Origin of the sequence: Chryseobacterium sp. 22543, assembly GCF_052044565.1 — a bacterium.
In the GTDB taxonomy this organism is placed as follows: Bacteria; Bacteroidota; Bacteroidia; order Flavobacteriales; family Weeksellaceae; genus Chryseobacterium.
This window is the reverse complement of record NZ_JBQENH010000009.1, coordinates 77078-94365: the sequence shown is the minus strand read 5'-3', so window position 1 is coordinate 94365 and position 17288 is coordinate 77078. Positions and strand designations below refer to the sequence as shown.

The 17288-nt window shown below is 36.6% G+C and carries 15 protein-coding genes; 12 read left to right on the top strand and 3 right to left on the bottom strand.

Features of this window, described 5'->3' with window-relative positions; translation table 11 throughout:
* Positions 1-2 precede the first annotated feature (2 nt).
* Entirely contained in the window at positions 3-1265 is a 1263-nt protein-coding gene (locus tag ACTJIP_RS22345; RefSeq protein ID WP_180565088.1) for a sensor histidine kinase, read from the bottom strand.
* A 148-nt stretch (positions 1266-1413) separates the two neighbouring features.
* On the opposite strand from ACTJIP_RS22345, the gene ACTJIP_RS22340 reads away from it, so the two are divergent.
* The 9 genes from ACTJIP_RS22340 (at position 1414) to ACTJIP_RS22300 (ending at position 9817) form a co-directional block, all read left to right on the top strand.
* Entirely contained in the window at positions 1414-1824 is a 411-nt protein-coding gene (locus tag ACTJIP_RS22340) for a DUF1573 domain-containing protein (protein ID WP_034695742.1), read from the top strand.
* Positions 1825-1998: 174 nt separating this feature from the next.
* Complete coding sequence (locus tag ACTJIP_RS22335) at positions 1999-2880, top strand: SDR family oxidoreductase (protein ID WP_047382900.1); 882 nt, start codon at positions 1999-2001, stop codon at positions 2878-2880.
* Between the two features lie 84 nt (positions 2881-2964).
* Positions 2965-4905 carry a M1 family metallopeptidase gene (locus tag ACTJIP_RS22330; protein ID WP_440705114.1) on the top strand — a complete coding sequence of 647 codons (1941 nt, stop codon included), beginning with the start codon at positions 2965-2967 and terminating at the stop codon, positions 4903-4905.
* Between the two features lie 364 nt (positions 4906-5269).
* Positions 5270-6157 (top strand): DUF2589 domain-containing protein, encoded by an 888-nt coding sequence (locus ACTJIP_RS22325; protein WP_440705113.1) that lies wholly within the window; start codon positions 5270-5272, stop codon positions 6155-6157.
* A gap of 15 nt (positions 6158-6172) precedes the next feature.
* Positions 6173-6871, top strand: a complete 699-nt coding sequence (locus ACTJIP_RS22320; RefSeq protein ID WP_440705112.1) for a hypothetical protein — start codon at positions 6173-6175, stop codon at positions 6869-6871.
* Positions 6871-7449 (top strand): hypothetical protein, encoded by a 579-nt coding sequence (locus tag ACTJIP_RS22315; RefSeq protein ID WP_077413771.1) that lies wholly within the window; start codon positions 6871-6873, stop codon positions 7447-7449. Before ACTJIP_RS22320 ends, ACTJIP_RS22315 begins: the two co-directional genes overlap by 1 nt.
* An 11-nt stretch (positions 7450-7460) precedes the next feature.
* Positions 7461-8723, top strand: a complete 1263-nt coding sequence (locus ACTJIP_RS22310; RefSeq protein ID WP_440705111.1) for a S8 family peptidase — start codon at positions 7461-7463, stop codon at positions 8721-8723.
* Positions 8720-8923 (top strand): hypothetical protein, encoded by a 204-nt coding sequence (locus ACTJIP_RS22305; RefSeq protein WP_077413769.1) that lies wholly within the window; start codon positions 8720-8722, stop codon positions 8921-8923. Before ACTJIP_RS22310 ends, ACTJIP_RS22305 begins: the two co-directional genes overlap by 4 nt.
* Before the next feature lie 66 nt (positions 8924-8989).
* Positions 8990-9817, top strand: coding sequence for an endonuclease/exonuclease/phosphatase family protein (locus ACTJIP_RS22300; RefSeq protein WP_077413768.1), 828 nt, complete (start codon positions 8990-8992; stop codon positions 9815-9817).
* Positions 9818-9821: 4 nt separating this feature from the next.
* Here the strand turns inward: ACTJIP_RS22300 and ACTJIP_RS22295 are convergent, their stop codons facing one another.
* On the bottom strand, positions 9822-10508 hold the full coding sequence (locus ACTJIP_RS22295; protein ID WP_077413767.1) for a response regulator transcription factor: 687 nt from the start codon (positions 10506-10508) through the stop codon (positions 9822-9824).
* Positions 10498-11820, bottom strand: coding sequence for a sensor histidine kinase (locus tag ACTJIP_RS22290; protein WP_077413766.1), 1323 nt, complete (start codon positions 11818-11820; stop codon positions 10498-10500). Before ACTJIP_RS22290 ends, ACTJIP_RS22295 begins: the two co-directional genes overlap by 11 nt.
* A 114-nt stretch (positions 11821-11934) precedes the next feature.
* On the opposite strand from ACTJIP_RS22290, the gene ACTJIP_RS22285 reads away from it, so the two are divergent.
* The 3 genes from ACTJIP_RS22285 to ACTJIP_RS22275 all read left to right on the top strand — a co-directional run bounded on the left by ACTJIP_RS22285 (position 11935) and on the right by ACTJIP_RS22275 (position 17282).
* Positions 11935-12768: a GLPGLI family protein gene (locus tag ACTJIP_RS22285; protein WP_077413765.1), complete on the top strand. Its 834-nt coding sequence runs from the start codon at positions 11935-11937 to the stop codon at positions 12766-12768.
* Between the two features lie 172 nt (positions 12769-12940).
* Positions 12941-15310: an outer membrane beta-barrel protein gene (locus ACTJIP_RS22280; RefSeq protein ID WP_440705110.1), complete on the top strand. Its 2370-nt coding sequence runs from the start codon at positions 12941-12943 to the stop codon at positions 15308-15310.
* Positions 15311-15416: 106 nt separating this feature from the next.
* Entirely contained in the window at positions 15417-17282 is a 1866-nt protein-coding gene (locus ACTJIP_RS22275) for a M1 family metallopeptidase (RefSeq protein WP_219072146.1), read from the top strand.
* Positions 17283-17288 lie beyond the last annotated feature (6 nt).

Genomic DNA, 17288 nt, shown 5'->3' with positions numbered 1-17288 from the left:
ACTTACACATGATTATTTGAAAACGGAAAAAACAGGGTAGTAGTAATTCCTTTATCTTCATTATTCTCAACAGAAATTTTCCAGTGATGCTGTTGAACGACTTTCTTTACATAAAATAATCCCAATCCAAAACCATTCACTTCCTCACTTCTTTTGGTGTGTACCCTATAAAATTTTTCAAAAATATGAGGAATATTTTTAGCGGGAATTCCCATTCCGTTGTCTTTAAACTTTAAATATAAACCTTTTGAATCTTTATAAGCTGAAATTTTAATCACTGGCTTTGTTTCACAATACTTGATGGAATTATCCAATAGGTTATAAATAATGTTGGTAAAGTGGAATTCATCGGCCATTACTGAAGTGCTGTTTTCAATATCAATCTCGATGCTGAGATCTTTATTTTTGTACTCTATACTATCTGCAATCTCCTGAATAAAGGGAAGCAACAGAATTTTTTGGGGCTTTAATGACAGTCCTGCGGCATCATTTTTAGCAATATTCAGTATTTTCTCAATATGATTGTTAAGCTTATGACTTTGGTTGATAATGATGGATGTATAGGTCTGCAATTTGGAATTGTCCTGCACCAGATTCTGCTTATTGAGTGCCTCTGAAGCTAAAAGTATCGAAGATAGAGGCGTTTTAAACTCGTGAGTCATATTATTGATAAAGTCACGCTGCAACTCCGAAAATTTCTTCTGCTGAATAATGGTATAAATAGAATATACATACACCAGAAGAATGATAATAAGGGCAAATGTAAGAAGATACCAGAACCTTAATGAACTGATCAGATAAGTTGTTTTATCAGGAAAACGTATCGAAAAATAATAAATCAGATTTTTGTGCTTTGGAAAGTTGATCACTTTATTACTGGGACTTTCCTGGTGTGACGTCATGTACTTTCCGTACACCATTTTGTCACTGTGACAGTTGTATAAGGCATAAACATAATCTGTATTGATCTGGAAACGGGTAAATTCTGTCTTCAGATAATACTCCAGCACTACAGGATGAAATTCATTGTTAATATTTACCACATAATAGTCATTCGCAATATTCTGTACAGGGTTTTCAGTATAGGACGTCTTTCCTCCGGAGAGTTTTTCCGCAACTTCCATTAAGGCAATATTGACCTTCTGATTAAATTTTTTATCTTCAAGATTATAAGCCTGACGGGTCCACATCAGCTGTGCTATTAAAATTCCGATAATAGCAATAAATCCCAGCGTTATTATAATATTGAGTCTTTTTATTTTCATTTCCTGAAACAATATTATCCAAAATTATCTATTTATCTTTTATTATTAACAACTCGTTAACAAATGTTTGACAGCGGTTAACAAGTTGTAATCACGGTCTGCTTTACATTTGCTATATCGAAATAAAATAATATTAAAATTTATACTCATGAAAAAACTAAAAATTACAGCTCTTTTGGCAGTGTTGGCATTCTCTCCTTTTTATGCTAATGTACTTACTGCAGACGCTCCATCCATTGTAAAAATGGTAGCTGATGCTATTAAATGGAAATCAGAATCTATAGACGTAGGAAATATTCCTCAGGGGAAACCAAAATTGATCAGATTTGAATTTACCAATACAAGTTCAAAACCAATCATTATTCAGAATGTAGCGCCTTCATGCGGATGTACTACAGCTGATTATACAAAAACTCCTATCCAGCCAGGAAAAAAAGGATTTGTAGAAGCTAGCTATAACGCAGCGGCAGCAGGTCCGTTTATGAAGACTGTAAATGTTACTACAAGTGACAGCAAAACTCCTAAGACACTTTCTTTCAAAGGAGTGGTAGCTTCTTAATATATCGTTTTAACAAATAAAAAATAGCCTGATAACAATTATCAGGCTATTTTCTTTTTAAATATTTGATTAGTTTTTAAAATAATCTAAAGAATAATTATTTGTAGCATTATTTCTCAATCTATTTTAAAGGATTGCATTTCAATATTTATTATTTTTAAGAAAAAATAATTTATGAGTCTATATACACAACCTATGCTGCGCGAAGGTGCACTAAAAGATAAAGTAGCAATTGTAACAGGAGGCGGAAGCGGTCTTGGAAAAGCGATGACTAAATACTTTCTTGAACTGGGCGCCAAAGTAGTGATTACTTCCAGAAATCTGGAGAAGCTACAGACAACAGCTAAGGAACTGGAAGATGAAACAGGAGGTAAAGTACTTTGTGTAGCGTGTGATGTAAGAAACTGGGATGAAGTGGAAGCGATGAAAGAAGCTACCCTGAAAGAATTCGGAAAGATTGATATTTTGTTGAATAACGCTGCCGGAAATTTTATCTCTCCAACAGAAAAACTGACTCATTCCGCTTTTGATTCTATTCTGGATATTGTTTTAAAAGGAACAAAAAACTGTACTCTTTCTGTAGGAAAGCATTGGATAGATTCTAAAACTCCGGGAACTGTATTAAATATCGTAACAACTTACGCATGGACAGGTTCTGCCTATGTAGTGCCATCTGCCTGTGCAAAAGCAGGAGTCTTGGCGATGACCCGATCACTGGCTGTAGAATGGGCAAAATACGGAATTCGTTTCAATGCTATTGCGCCGGGACCTTTCCCTACAAAAGGAGCTTGGGACAGACTTCTTCCGGGAGATCTTCAGGAGAAATTCGATATGAAGAAAAAAGTTCCGTTGAGAAGAGTAGGAGAACACCAGGAGCTTGCCAATCTTGCTGCTTATCTGGTTTCTGATTATTCAGCGTATATGAATGGTGAGGTAGTAACCATTGATGGAGGAGAATGGCTTCAGGGAGCCGGAGAATTTAATATGCTTGAAGAAATTCCTCGTGAAATGTGGGATGCTTTAGAAGCCATGATTAAAGCAAAAAAATCAAATTAAATTAAACTTATATTAAAAAAACTCCCGGATGTGTAACAATTCCGGGAGTTTTTTTTACCTATACAGTAAAATAATATTTTTCATATGAATTTTAAACTTCCAACCCTCGTTTCCACCGTTGCAGTTATCCTGTTTTCAGGCTCTGTACATGCGCAGGAAACCCCAAAATATGATTATGTAGAGGCATTTAAGCCGTTTTTCTATCCGCAGACAGGTACAGCAACACGTTCTGCAAGCGGACAGCCGGGACATGCTTATTGGCAGAATTCAGCAGATTATCATTTGAATGTCAGCCTGAATGAAGATAAAAAAGAGATTACCGGTACAGCGCAGATTACCTATACCAACAACAGCCCGGATAAATTAGGTTTTCTTTGGCTGCAGCTGGATCAGAATCTGTTTGCAAAAGATTCCAGAGGAAACGGTGTAGTTCCGCTTTCGGGAAGCAGAAACGGAGCTCATGGTGAAGAATTTAATGGCGGATATAAAATTAAATCAGTAAAGCTTGACGGAAAAAGAGAGGTGAAATATACCATTACCGATACCAGAATGCAGATTGATCTTCCAAAGGAACTGAAAGCCAATGGAGGAGTTGCCAAAATAGAAATTGAATATTCTTTTGTCTCTCCCGAATATGGTTCAGACAGAATGGGAATACAGGATACCAAAAACGGTAAAATTTTTACTATGGCACAATGGTACCCGAGAATGTGTGTGTATGATGATGTCATGGGCTGGAATACGCTTCCATATCTTGGAGCTTCGGAGTTTTATTTGGAATATGGGAACATTACAGCCAATATCACCGTTCCTGCCAATCATTATGTAGTAGCATCCGGAGAACTTCTGAATGAGAAAGAAGTATACAGCAAAGAAGAGATCAACAGATGGAACGAGGCAAGAAACAGTGATAAAACGGTGATGATTCATCCTGAATCTGAAATCGGTAAAAATAAAGCTTCCGGTACAAAAACATGGAAATTTAAAATAACACAGACCAGAGATTTTGCCTGGGCTTCTTCTGCCGGATTTATTTTAGATGCTGCAAAAATTAATCTGCCTAGTGGAAAAAAATCATTGGCTATTTCTGCTTATCCGGCAGAAAGTGCTGGTGAAAAAGCTTGGGGAAGATCTACAGAATATACAAAGGCTGCCATAGAACATTATTCAAAAAAATGGTATGAATACACATATCCGGCAGCTACCAATGTAGCAGGAAATGAAGGCGGAATGGAATACCCGGGAATTGTATTCTGTCATATGGATTCCAAAGGAGAAGATCTTTGGGGTGTTACAGATCACGAGTTCGGGCACAACTGGTTTCCTATGATCGTAGGCTCTAATGAAAGGCTGTTTGCATGGATGGATGAAGGATTCAATACATTCATTAATGGACTTTCAACTGAAGCTTTCAATAAAGGAGAGTATTATAATAAACCGAATCTGGCAAGATCAGGAATGTATCTGCTGACGGACAGCCTGGAGCCTGTAATGGTAGGACCGGACAATATGAAAGAAAGAAGTATCGGTGCTTTGGCTTACTATAAGCCGGGAACAGGATTGGATGTTTTAAGAGAAACTATTCTCGGACCTGAAAAATTTGATAAAGCATTCAGAACATATATAGACCGTTGGGCTTTTAAACATCCTACACCATGGGACTTCTTCCACACCATGGAAAATGTTTCCGGAGAAGAACTGAACTGGTTCTGGAGAGGATGGTTCTTTAATAAATGGAAAATTGATCAGGCCGTTAAAAATGTAAAATATATCAATGGTGACTTTAAGAACGGAGTTCAGATCACTGTTGAAAATCTTGGGCAAATGCCAATGCCTACCACGGTACAGTTAAAATTCAAAGATGGAACTGCGCAAACAGTGAAAATTCCTGTTGAGGTTTGGAAAAGAAATACAGAATGGACATTCAAAGTAGATTCTACAAAAGAAATAGATGAGGTGAAGCTGGATCCGAATTCAGTAGTTCCTGATGTCAACCTGGAAAACAACAGCAAAAAACCTGCATAGAAATATTGGATACATTTAAATTTAACGCAAAGCTTTCATTTGTATACTGTAATATTCTTAAGAGAGCAAAGGATGGAATCAATGAAATTGATTCTTTCTAAGCGAACGCATAGCCATGCAGCTTCATCAGCAACTTGGTGCTTTCTTAGCTTGCTTAAGAATAAGAAGAATTCATTATCATCTTTACGTTTTATAAAATAAATATCCACAGTGTGCATTACAAAAGCCTGAGCTTACCATCGTAAGTTCAGGCTTTTATTTTTTTAGGGTGTTTTTCCGGGGTAAGTAGAGGTGTTCTCCTGCAATGTTTGAGTGGTCTGCAATATAATTTTGTCCTACAATATTAATCAAAAACAAAAACAACATGGAAACATTAAAATCGGTGCTTGAAGCAAGCCACGCCAAAAAAACAAAAAGTGAGTTAATTGACCTTTTGTCAGGAGTTGAAAAAGTTCTTACTCCGGCAGTCTATGAAAAAGTATCAGGAATCGAGACTTCAGAATTAAGCGCATTGACCAATAAAGAACTGTTAGGTATCGTAGAAGATTTCAAAAAGAATTATGATGAAAAGTGGGAAAAATCCTTTTCCGGAGTTTCTTCAGAAATCATGAAGCTTATTGCGGGTAAAATGGCTGCTGATGAAGAGATTTTCAGAACTTCAGACGCTGCCAGTGCAGATTTTGCAGCAGAATTGGGAAGTATCGACTTTGCTACGATCATTGGCGGACCTTTGGATGCGTGCGTAAAAGCACAGTCTAATGCCTCTATTGCTACCGTTAATTTCATCAATGAAGTTGGGTTTGAACTTACAGATCCTGCTAATGCTGCCAGTGCTAAAAAACTGAGAATGGCAGAATTCAAATACAAAAAAAATATTCCGAATCCGGATTTTAAAGAAGATGAGCCAGTAAGTGCCGCCAACCCTAAAACGATTCCGAATGATGTAGAGATTTCAGTTCCGTTTATTGCATTGCTGAATGTTCCAAGTTTTAGAATTGAAACCTGTGAAGTAGACTTTAATGTTAAACTTAATTCTACTTACACGAAGGACGTAAGCGACGAATTCGGTATTAACGCAGGAGTATCCGGAGGATGGGGACCTGTAAAATTCAAAGTGGATGTATCTTACAAAAGAACTTCCAGTACAGGAATCAAGGTTGAAAAAGAATATTCTCTTGGGGTAAAAGTACGTGCAACCAATGACGAAATGCCTGCCGGACTTGAAAAAGTGCTTGGGCTTCTTTCACAATAATTTATTTTACGAAAGATGATAAAACTATCAGATTACCTGGATTATCTCAACAACGAGATAATTCAGGCTCGTAAAAAGGCAGACGAAAATGCTGTTCTTATTGCAAAAGAATATGCCCGTCATGAATATCTTAAATATTTTAAGGTTCCACGATATGCCCTGCCCAGTGTAAAGATGGATATTCCGATCAAAATTACAGATATAGATTCAGCTCCCAAATATAATTTTAAACTGAATCAGGATCAGTTCGTTACAGAACTGAATGAGAGAATTCACCTGGTGAACAAGGAGAAAAAGATGAATATTCCTCAAATTACCCTAAAACAGATTCAGACCGAAGAGTTCAAAACACTGTTCAGTAAACTGGAAAAAAATGATCAGAAATTCGGAAAGCTTCCTGCCAATGAAGTTCTTAAGCTGGATCTCAGACACAAAGTACAGCTTCTTAATTCCGGAATCTTTCGGCCTCAAGATGGCACAACAGAAGACGAAACTGATGAATTGAAAGAGATTTTTTCAAAGATTCTGCTGAATAAATATACGCTGGTGAATGCAAAACTGAACAACATCTACATAGATCCCAATACCAGCGCCGCGGAAGATAAAGATAAACTATTCATCAACCTTCATGTGGAAATGGAGGAAGAAGGAATCAGGATTGTGTCCTACAAAGATAAAGACGGTAATGAAATAGAACAGATAACTTTTGAGTAATGCAGGAACTTATTCACTTTACGGTACAGAAAATTAAGGAGCTTCTGGAACATTTCAATGATGTTCAGGCTTTGTATCTGTCAAAATCATTTGACTTTGATGCCCGGTTTGACGTATTTCTTAATGAGGTTCTTGAATATTTCCGTACCAAAGGAAACACCAGCCACGAATCTGAAGTGTTGAAGATTATGAATATGATTTCTACCGTTAAAAGAGGTTTTAATCCTATTAAAATGGAGAAAATAGCGACTGGAAGACGAGAGCTTCTCGGAGGATTTTCATTCAACGGAATGGAAAGTATGTATGATATTCTGATGGAAATATATACTAAGGAAAATAAAAAGCTTGACGATGCAGAAGAACTTATTTCAGGAATCATTGTCTCATTATATCAGAACGGTATTCTGGATGATGAAAAGCTGAAAGAAATGAATTCTATTCCCAAAATTGAACGCTTCTGGACTTCATTGGTTGAGCAGAATACAGCAATATCGGGAATTAATAAAAAGCTCAGACTGACCATTATTCCCGAGGATATTTTTCTTATTCTGGAAAAGGTATTTCTGAAATTAATTTAAAAAACATCATTATGAAAACCGGAAGATATATCGTTTTGCTGCAGGATCAACAGAAAACTGCACTCAAGAAAATAGAGAAAGAGCTTGAAGTGAATATTACTTCTTCAGAGTTTCTCTCCAAAGAAAACCGTTCCTATGAAATCATTGATCGGGATAACGGAGTGCTTTACAAAAACCTGGGAGTTCTTGTGGTGGAAAATATGGATGAAGATCAGTTGAAAAGTGCTGTAAAAAATGAATCAAATCCTATTATTTATTACGAAAAGGAAAGAGAATTTTTTCCTGCAGATGAATTACAGTTGATTAATGAACTTAAAAAACAATCTGCCGGACTCGCAGAAAAAATTTCAGAACTTGAAAAATATATTATCGGCAAACCTTTACCTCAACAATCATTTGTTGAAATGGAGTGGGGATTAAAAGCTATTGGGCTGGGAAATGCCAATTATACAGGAAAAGGTATTGATGTCTGCATTCTGGATACCGGACTTGAAACTTCCCATCCTGATTTTTCCTCTGAAGAAATTGAAGGCAAATCTTTCATAGGCGGTGAAGACTGGAACCGGGATCCCAACGGACATGGTACTCATTGCGCAGGAGTAGCAAGAGGAAATATCAGAAGTGATAATGGAAACCGTTATGGAATTGCCAGAGACTGCAATCTGAAAATTGCAAAAGTACTCGCGGATAATGGAAGAGGTACTACCAGCAGTGTAATAGACGCTATAGACTGGGCGATTACGAAAAAAATCAGAATATTATCTCTTTCGCTGGCATCCCCGGTGAAATTGGATGACCAGCCTTCTGTTTTATTTGAAACCATCGGAGAACGGGCGCTGGAGAATGGCTGTCTTATTATAGCGGCCGCAGGAAATGACAGCAGCAGGCCACAGATTCCGCAACCCGTTTCAATGCCGGCTAATTCAAAATCAATTATGGCTGTTGGAGCTATTGACAGTCAAATGAAGATCGCCAGATTTTCAAACGCAGGAATCAATCCTTCCACAGGAGGAAATATCAATGTCTGTGCTCCCGGAGTAGATATTGTAAGTGCCTATCCTAAAAACGCAAAGAACAAAAATAATTTGTATTACAGCATGAGTGGTACAAGCATGGCAGCGCCGCATGTTTCTGGACTTGCTGCTTTGTACATGGAACAGTTTCCGGATAAATCAGCAAAAGAGATCTGGGAACTGATTGAAAAAAAAGCAAGGCCTATTGAAGGCATAAAATACAGAGATATTGGAAACGGTTTAATACAGGTATACTTATGATCACTTATCTCGCAGTTTTAAAGAAAGATATAAATTTTAAAAAGCTTGAAGTTCTTCTCAAAAGTAAAAGCATAAAACTGGCCTCTCATTATAAAACCATAGGCGTTGTAAAGCTTGAAAGCCCGTTACCGGTTTCGGAGTCCGGATTTCAGGAATATTTTATATCTATAGAAGAAGAAAAAGATAATTTAACAATATAATCACATCAATAAAGCTTTTCTGTCGCGGAGAAGTTTTATTTTTGTCTCTTACTGATAAAATAATATATGAATTTCAGATTTTCAATGGTGTTTCTGATGTTTTTTGCATTAGGGTTTTCACAGGACCTTACCGTAATGAGTTTTAATATCAGGCTGAATGTAGAGTCTGATAAAGATAATGCCTGGCCAAAAAGAAAGCAGGATGTTGCAGATTTGCTGACCTATTATCATCCTGATTATTTCGGAGTACAGGAAGCGCTTCCGGAACAGATGAAAGATATTAAAACAGGATTAAAAAACTATAATTATATAGGAGTAGGAAGAGATGATGGCAAAGAAAAAGGAGAATTTTCTGCTATTTTTTATGATACGAACAAACTTGAAGTTGTAAAATCAGGAACGTTCTGGTTATCTGAAACTCCGGAAAAACCCTCAAAAGGCTGGGATGCTGCATTGAACAGAATCTGTACCTATGCTGTATTTAAAGATAAACAATCAAAGAAAGAATTCCTGGCGATGAATCTTCATTTCGATCATGTAGGAAATGTAGCAAGGGTAAAATCTTCCGAACTTATCTTGAAAAAAATAAAAGAACTGAATCCAAAAAATCTTCCGGTGGCCCTAAGCGGAGACTTTAACCTGACAGATGATTCAGAACCCATTAAAATTCTTTCACAGAATATGAAAGACACTTTCTACCATTCTGAAACCAAACATTACGGTCCGGTAGGAACTTTTACTGGCTTCAACGTCAATGAAGTTCCAAAAGACAGAATTGATTATATTTTTACACAAGGTTTCAAAATAAGATCTCACCGACACATCAATGACAGAAGAGAAAATCTTTTGTATCCATCAGACCATTTTCCGGTGATTGTGAACCTTTCCCTATAAAAAATCAGTTGGTTGGAAAATCGACTTCAAATCCAATTCCTCTCAGGGATTGGATTTTTATTTGAGGATCACTGTTGAAATATTTACGGAGTCTGCTGATGAATACATCAAGACTTCTCCCGGTAAAGTAATCATTCGTTTCCCAGAGATTATCCAGAATATTATCTCTTGTAATAATAGTACGATTATGCTTCAGAAGATACAGCAGCAATTCTTGTTCCCGTATGGTCAGCCGGTTGTTTCCGTTAGGATGTGACAATAGAAGTTTGGTAGTATCCAGTGAAAATGCTCCGATTTTTATCTGACTTTCTGTAACGGCCGGAAGTGTTCTCTTTAAAATATTTTTAATTCGCAGAACAAGTTCTTCAGGATCGCAGGGTTTGGGGATATAATCGTCAGCACCTATTTTTAATCCGGTAAGGCGGTCTATTTTTTGATTTTTAGCCGTTAAAAATAACAATGGAAAATTACTTTTTTCCTTGATGATCATTTTAGCCAGCGAGAAACCGTCTATATTGGGCATCATCACATCCAGAATTCCTATCTGAAAAGGAAAATCAGTCTGAAGTAAGGGGACTACATCTTCAGGATTCTGAAACCAGCTGACTTCAAAATCTTCCAATTCAAGATATTGCTTAAGAATCATTCCGAAATCCGGATCGTCTTCTGCCAGAAGAATTTTAGTTTTCATAAGGAATTGATATTTTAAAAGTACTGCCCAAATTAAGCTGGCTGGATACCTCTGTTTTGCCGCCATAATTGGCAATAATTTTCTTCACGAAATAAAGTCCTAGTCCAAGCCCTTTACTATTATGAATATTGTTATTCTGTATTCTGTAGAATTTTTCAAAAATGTTCTTCAGCTCTTTTGTTTCCATGCCGTGACCGTTGTCAGAAACTTCGATTTCTAATTGTTGAGAACTGTTACGGATATTTATTTTCACAACAGATGCTCCATATTTGACACTGTTTTCACAAAGATTTTTAATGACTGTTTCCATCAGGTTTTTATCATAGGGAAGCTTTTGTGAAACTGAATTTTCAAGTTTAAAATCAATATCAGAATAAGTAACGGCAAGATCCTGAATGAAAAAATCCCAGTCTTCAGGCTGTATGGCTGTCATCTCATCCGGTATTTCATTCTTATGAAGCTGGAACATCAGGCTTTCAAGCCGGGAAATCTGCCTGTCGATAAGAGGAAGTGTTTCAGGATTCCATTCTTTTTTTAATGCTTTTGAAGCTATTTTTAAAGTAGCGATCGGAGTTTTAAACTCATGTGAAATGTTATCCACAATGGTGTGGAGAACTTCTACCTGCTTTTGCTGCTGGATCAGATTTCTGATCGTGAAGATATAGAGCAGAAGGACTCCGGAAAGAAGTATAGCACAGCAAATAATCAGTAAAGTAAGCTCTTTGAAAACAATACTCTTTATATTCTTAATCTCAAAATCTGTCTGGGTTTTGACAAGAAAAGTATTTCTTTTTTCAACCTGACCTTTATCCGAATCATCTCTTTTGGTGGTTGAAGTTTCCCAACTTCCGTTACTTGCAATACGCGGCTTTTTAAGCTTATCCTGTGTCTCAAAAATAACAATAGGTTCTGTAATTATTTTTGTGCTGTCTGGCAGATGAACAATTGAAAGATACCGGATTCTTGCAGAAATCTCATATCCGTCTTTCTGGTAGCGGCTGTCAATATAATGGATCAGTCTTTCTCTGGCAGACTTTCTGTTTTCTATAAAATAATTCAGAAAATCCTTTTTATTGATCTCCTTATTATGATATTGTATAATGATTTCCTGAAGGGAGTCGTCATTTTTCTCTTTAGCTTCCTGAATGTCTTCCAGACCGTCTGTATAATTGGTAAGCCCGTCATTCACGGATCTGTAGATGTCCCTCTCTTTTACCTGATAGGTTTTATACATAAAGTAAACCTGTATTCCCAGTAAAAGGAGGAACAGGGCGGCAAAAACCGAAATCAGAATTTTACTCTTGGCTATCATTGAAACAAAGATAAAACTTTAACATTTTACTGAAATAGTATTTTTATCATTAACCTTTTATTAACCTGATGGTTAATGTGTTTTTGGTAATTTTAGAAAATTAATGACCATTTAATGAAAAAGACACTTATTCTTCTTATTCTGATGCTTGGGATGCAGATTAATGCGCAAACCCACCGCTTTATATATGAACTTCAATACAGATTTGAACCCAATGGTACAAGTTATGATAAAGAAGAAATGGTGCTGGATATCAATACGGAGGAAGTGAAATTTTATGAATTAGAATTTTTAGTAAGCGATTCCCTGAATATTCTTCACGGGGGAATTTCTTCTCAACATACCAGCCAGTCCGGACAAACCATTATCCGAAAAAGAAATTCCAATAAAAATAAAAACTTTGTTCAGATCATGATGATGCCTTATTATTATGTTTTTGAAACAGAGGATAATATCCAGTGGAAAATAGAGGCTGATACTAAAAAGATCAATAACTATAATTTACAAAGAGCAACTGCTGTGTTTGGAGGAAGAAACTGGACCGCGTGGTTTACGCCGGATATCAACATTCCTGAAGGCCCCTATAAATTCAGAGGATTGCCGGGACTGGTTCTCTATGTGGAAGATGATAAGAAAGATTTTATATATTCTTTCTCCCGAAATAAAAATCTGCCAAAAACATACGATACAAAAAGCTTTCTTGAAAAACATTATTCACTGGATCCTATTGCCATTGACTTAAAAAAATGGGTAAAACTGAATCTGGAGTTTTACAATGATCCATATGCCAGAATGAGAACCGAATTTCAGCCGGACTGGAATGTCCGCATTAATGGGCAGCAAATCAAAAGCAAAGAAGAGTTTGCAGGTTTGACTAAACAAACGCAGATAGACATCAAAAAATATTATAATCCGATTGAACTGGATAAAGCCATTCCTTATCCATAAAAAAATATACTCTATTGATTTTAAAACCTGAATTTGCGAATTCAGGTTTTGTTATTTTAAAGAAAAGACATTAACCTATCATTAACCCATCGTTAACCGAAATTCTCCCTTTCAATACAGATTTTTGTAGCCATAAAACAGAACAATGTTTTTGTTAGGATAAAAAATTGCCATGTATAAAATTCTTTTTTTTCTGTGTTTTCCGGTTTTGATTCTCGCCCAGAAACAAAAAGTTGGAGGAACAGTTATGAATACTGAAAATGAAAAGCTTTCGTCGGTAAAAGTTGAGCTGTATAATTCTCAAAACACATTAATTAAAGAATTAAAAACTGATGAAAACGGAAAATTTATACTGGAGGGAATAGCAGAACAGGAGGTAAAACTGGTAGTTAAAAACCAGGGATACTCTTTATTTGAGAAAAAACTTGATCTGACAAAACTTGAACCTCTGAATATTATCCTTAAAAAAGAATCTCAGGAAATAGAAGGCGTTGTAATGACGAAGCGTAAGCCTTTGGTGAAAAGAAAAGTAGACCGTCTGGAATTTAATGTTGAAAACAGTAATATTTCATCACTCAATGCCTGGGAAATTCTAAAAAATACACCGAGTGTCACCGTAAATAATGAGGTGCTCGGAGTAAAGGGAAGCACCGGAATTTTGGTGACCATTAATGATAAAAAGGTAATGCTGACGGGAGATGAACTGAAAAACCTTCTGGAAAATACACAGGGAGATGAAGTGAAATCTGTAGAAGTGATTACTAATCCGCCTGCGAAATATGAAGCTTCAGGAAGTGCAGTTCTCAATATCGTTCTGAAAAAGAATAAAATTGAGGGCTACCGGGGAATTCTCTCATCCAAATATGTGCAGACACAATATGCGAAAGGCGTTTTTGGCCTTTCCCAATATTATAAAAAAGATAAACTTTCCATTATGGGAAGCTATTATAGAGGGCTGGGAACATACTACCGGGAAGGAACAGACTATGTGAACTATCCGGAAAGCCAAACCCGATGGGTCAGTACGATGAACAGGAAGGATAAAAACTATAACCAGAATACCCTGAATTTTAATGTGGAGTATGAATTGGACAGCTTGACCAATGCAAGCCTCAACTATTCAGGGTATTTTTCTCCAAAATCCTTCGGAACCTACAATGTTCCTACACTGATCTATAATAATCAGGATATCGTAGAATCTAATTATACCACGATCAACGATCACCGCTCACGTTCCATTAATAACTCTGTAAGTTTTCAGATAGACCGGAAGCTGAATAAGAAAAGCAGTCTTTCGTGGATCAATTATTTTACCGGAAACAACGCCGATAAATACCAGAATGTAATCACCAGTCTGAACTTTGCAGGCCAGCTTCCAAAAGAAGATAATTTCCTTACAAAGAATAAAGCGGATGTTCAGCTGTATTCCACACAATTCGATTATCAGTGGAAAAATGATAAACTGGAGCTGGAATCCGGAGCAAAATATAGTTTTGTAAAGACCAACAGTCAACTTGATTTCTCTGATAATGAAAATGGAGTACTGCAATACCGCCCGGAAAAGAGCAGTATCTTTGATTATAAAGAACATAATTTTGCCCTGTATTCTTCACTAGCCTATAACATTGGAAAATGGAATTTCAAAGGAGGGCTTCGTGCGGAAATGACAGATCTTGAAGGTGTGGTCTCTGAACCTTATGAATTGAATAAAAGCAATTACTGGAAATTTTTCCCCACTTTTTACGCACAATATACCACAGAAAATAAACAGGAATTCGGTTTCTCTTATGGGAAAAGGATCAGCAGACCTTCCTATTCATGGTTGAATCCTGCGAAATCTTATTACAATCTGTTTTCATACTATCAGGGAGATCCGAAGTTAAAAGCAACAATCACCCATAATCTCAATCTTACCTATTCCTGGAAAGACTGGAATCTGGATCTGTATTACCGAAAAGAAATGTATCCGTCTATGGAAATTTCATATCAGGAACCCAGTACCAACAGCCTCATTTATTACTTCACGAATATTGAAAAAGGAGAAGCTTTCGGATTGAGTCTGTACAAAAACTTTCAGGTCAAACCATGGTGGAATATCATTATGTCTGAAAATCTTGAACACAATGAAAATTATTTCAAAGGTACAGACGGATTGCTGTATAAAAATAAAGTCTGGAACTGGGTCTCCAATATTTCAACAAGTTTTACCCTTGATAAAAACAACGATTGGAAGATGGAAATGGGACACCGCTACTATTCTCCAGGAATACAAGGGACTTTTAGAATTTCTGCGGCGTGGTCGGCATATTTTGTAATGAACAGAAAGTTCCTGAATAAAAAACTGGAAGCAAGTCTTATATTCACTGATGTTTTCAGAACAACAGGTCAGAAAGTCAGTACAAAATACGCGAATCAGGATAATTATTTCCTCGATTATACGGATGCTCAAGGCATCTCCTTTTCACTGAAATTCAACTTTGGAAATCAGTCTGTGAAAAATGCAAAAACAATAAAGAAAACTGCCGAACAAGATAGGCTGTAGAATAATATGATATAAACATCATTACAATAAGATATTATTATAAAAGAAATAACCTACTGATGTTACATTTTTGCTATTTTTGACACCTATCTTTAAAAAGGTCATTATGAAGAAAATTTTTTCCGGAATGCTGATGGTCGTTTCCTTACTGCAATTGTCTGCACAGGAACTCTATATGCCGAGGAATATCAAAAAAGCATATGAAAAAGGGACCCGTGATATCTCCGGAGCACCAGGTAAAAACTATTGGCAGAATAAAGGAGCCTACAATGTGGATGTGAGGGTGGACGCCAATACAAAAATAGTTTCCGGAAAAGAAACAATTCTCTATACAAACAATAGCCCGGATAGCCTGACTGAACTGGCCATACGTTTTGTGAATAACCTTCATAAACCGCAGTCGCCAAGATCAGGATTTGTGTCTAAAGATTTTCTATCTTCAGGGCTTAAGATCAAATCTTTCATTGTAAACGGTGAAAAATATGATGTCAACAGTGACGACTGGAGTACCGTTGAAAAAGTAAAATTAAAAACAGCTTTAAAATCTAAATCAAAAGCTGAAGTAAAAATTGAATGGGAATATCCGCTTTCAGTACAGAGTGGAAGAGAAGGACAGATAGATCCTGAAACATTCTATGTAGCCTATTCTTTTCCAAGAATTTCCGTGTATGATGATTATAACGGATGGGATATGCTTCCACACTCAGACAGACAGGAGTTTTATAACGACTTCAACGACTATAGTTTTGCCATCACCGCACCCAAGAATTTTGTAGTCTGGGCAACAGGAGATTTCCTGAATCCGGAAGCCGTACTTCAGCCGGAATATTTAAAAAGATACAAAGCTTCATTAAAAAGTGATAAAGTAATGCACATTGCGACAGAGCAGGAAATGAAGTCTGGTAAAGTAACCAAACCGAATAAATGGAATGTCTGGAAGTTTAAAGCCAGTCACATCACAGATTTCTGTTTTGCAATGAGCAACCATTATGTGTGGGATGCAGCAAGTGTTCAGTTGAAATCAAAAAGAGCAAGTGTTCAGGCAGGATATAAAAATGGGGCAAAGGATTTTGAGCACTATGTAGACTGGATGCGTTATAATCTTGATTGGTTCTCTAAAAACTGGCCGGGAGTAGAATATCCTTATAACGTAATGACTGCTATTCAAGGTTATGCAGATATGGAATATCCTATGATGATCAACGATACCAGTATTCCTGATGATCTTAAGGATGCAAGGCTGACAGCAGATCACGAAATTGCTCATACCTATTTCCCTTTTTATATGGGAATCAACGAAACAAGATATGCCTTTATGGACGAAGGATGGGCGACCACATTGGAATACCTTATAGGAATTGATGAAAACGGAGAAGCTGCAGCTAAGGAATTTTATAAAAATTTCCGTGTTAAAAAATGGATCAATGATCCATCTTCAGAACAGGATCAGCCGGTGATTACGATGAGTACGCAGGTAAGTGGAGCGGGATATGGAAACAATTCCTATGTGAAAGCATCATTATCTTATCTGGCTCTGAAAGATTATTTAGGAGATGAACTGTTCAAGAAGGCATTACATCATTATATGGACAACTGGAATGGAAAGCATCCGGTTCCATGGGATTATTTCAACTCTATGAATACAGGTTCAGGGAAAAATCTGAACTGGTTCTTCCAGAATTGGTTTTATACCAATAATTATATTGATTTAAAAGTAGCAGAAGCCTCTCAAATGAATGATATGCTCACCATAAACGTTACCAACGTAGGTGGATTTGCTATTCCATTTGATGCAATATTGTCTTATGAGGACGGAACCACAGAGAAGCTTCATTTCTCACCCTCTATTTGGGAGAAAAATCAAAAGATGACCGATCTTGTAATCCCCATTAAGAAAAAAGTGAGATCTGTACAGCTTGATGGAGATCTGTTTATGGACTATACACCGGACGACAACCGTAAAAACTTATAAAAATGA

Bases quoted from the DNA above. Each gene is read 5' to 3' on its own strand.
- ACTJIP_RS22345 (WP_180565088.1), bottom strand. From the start codon at position 1,265: ATGAAAATAAAAAGACTCAATATTATAATAACGCTGGGATTTATTGCT.
- ACTJIP_RS22340 (WP_034695742.1), top strand. From the start codon at position 1,414: ATGAAAAAACTAAAAATTACAGCTCTTTTGGCAGTGTTGGCATTCTCT.
- ACTJIP_RS22335 (WP_047382900.1), top strand. From the start codon at position 1,999: ATGAGTCTATATACACAACCTATGCTGCGCGAAGGTGCACTAAAAGAT.
- ACTJIP_RS22330 (WP_440705114.1), top strand. From the start codon at position 2,965: ATGAATTTTAAACTTCCAACCCTCGTTTCCACCGTTGCAGTTATCCTG.
- ACTJIP_RS22325 (WP_440705113.1), top strand. From the start codon at position 5,270: ATGGAAACATTAAAATCGGTGCTTGAAGCAAGCCACGCCAAAAAAACA.
- ACTJIP_RS22320 (WP_440705112.1), top strand. From the start codon at position 6,173: ATGATAAAACTATCAGATTACCTGGATTATCTCAACAACGAGATAATT.
- ACTJIP_RS22315 (WP_077413771.1), top strand. From the start codon at position 6,871: ATGCAGGAACTTATTCACTTTACGGTACAGAAAATTAAGGAGCTTCTG.
- ACTJIP_RS22310 (WP_440705111.1), top strand. From the start codon at position 7,461: ATGAAAACCGGAAGATATATCGTTTTGCTGCAGGATCAACAGAAAACT.
- ACTJIP_RS22305 (WP_077413769.1), top strand. From the start codon at position 8,720: ATGATCACTTATCTCGCAGTTTTAAAGAAAGATATAAATTTTAAAAAG.
- ACTJIP_RS22300 (WP_077413768.1), top strand. From the start codon at position 8,990: ATGAATTTCAGATTTTCAATGGTGTTTCTGATGTTTTTTGCATTAGGG.
- ACTJIP_RS22295 (WP_077413767.1), bottom strand. From the start codon at position 10,508: ATGAAAACTAAAATTCTTCTGGCAGAAGACGATCCGGATTTCGGAATG.
- ACTJIP_RS22290 (WP_077413766.1), bottom strand. From the start codon at position 11,820: ATGATAGCCAAGAGTAAAATTCTGATTTCGGTTTTTGCCGCCCTGTTC.
- ACTJIP_RS22285 (WP_077413765.1), top strand. From the start codon at position 11,935: ATGAAAAAGACACTTATTCTTCTTATTCTGATGCTTGGGATGCAGATT.
- ACTJIP_RS22280 (WP_440705110.1), top strand. From the start codon at position 12,941: ATGTATAAAATTCTTTTTTTTCTGTGTTTTCCGGTTTTGATTCTCGCC.
- ACTJIP_RS22275 (WP_219072146.1), top strand. From the start codon at position 15,417: ATGAAGAAAATTTTTTCCGGAATGCTGATGGTCGTTTCCTTACTGCAA.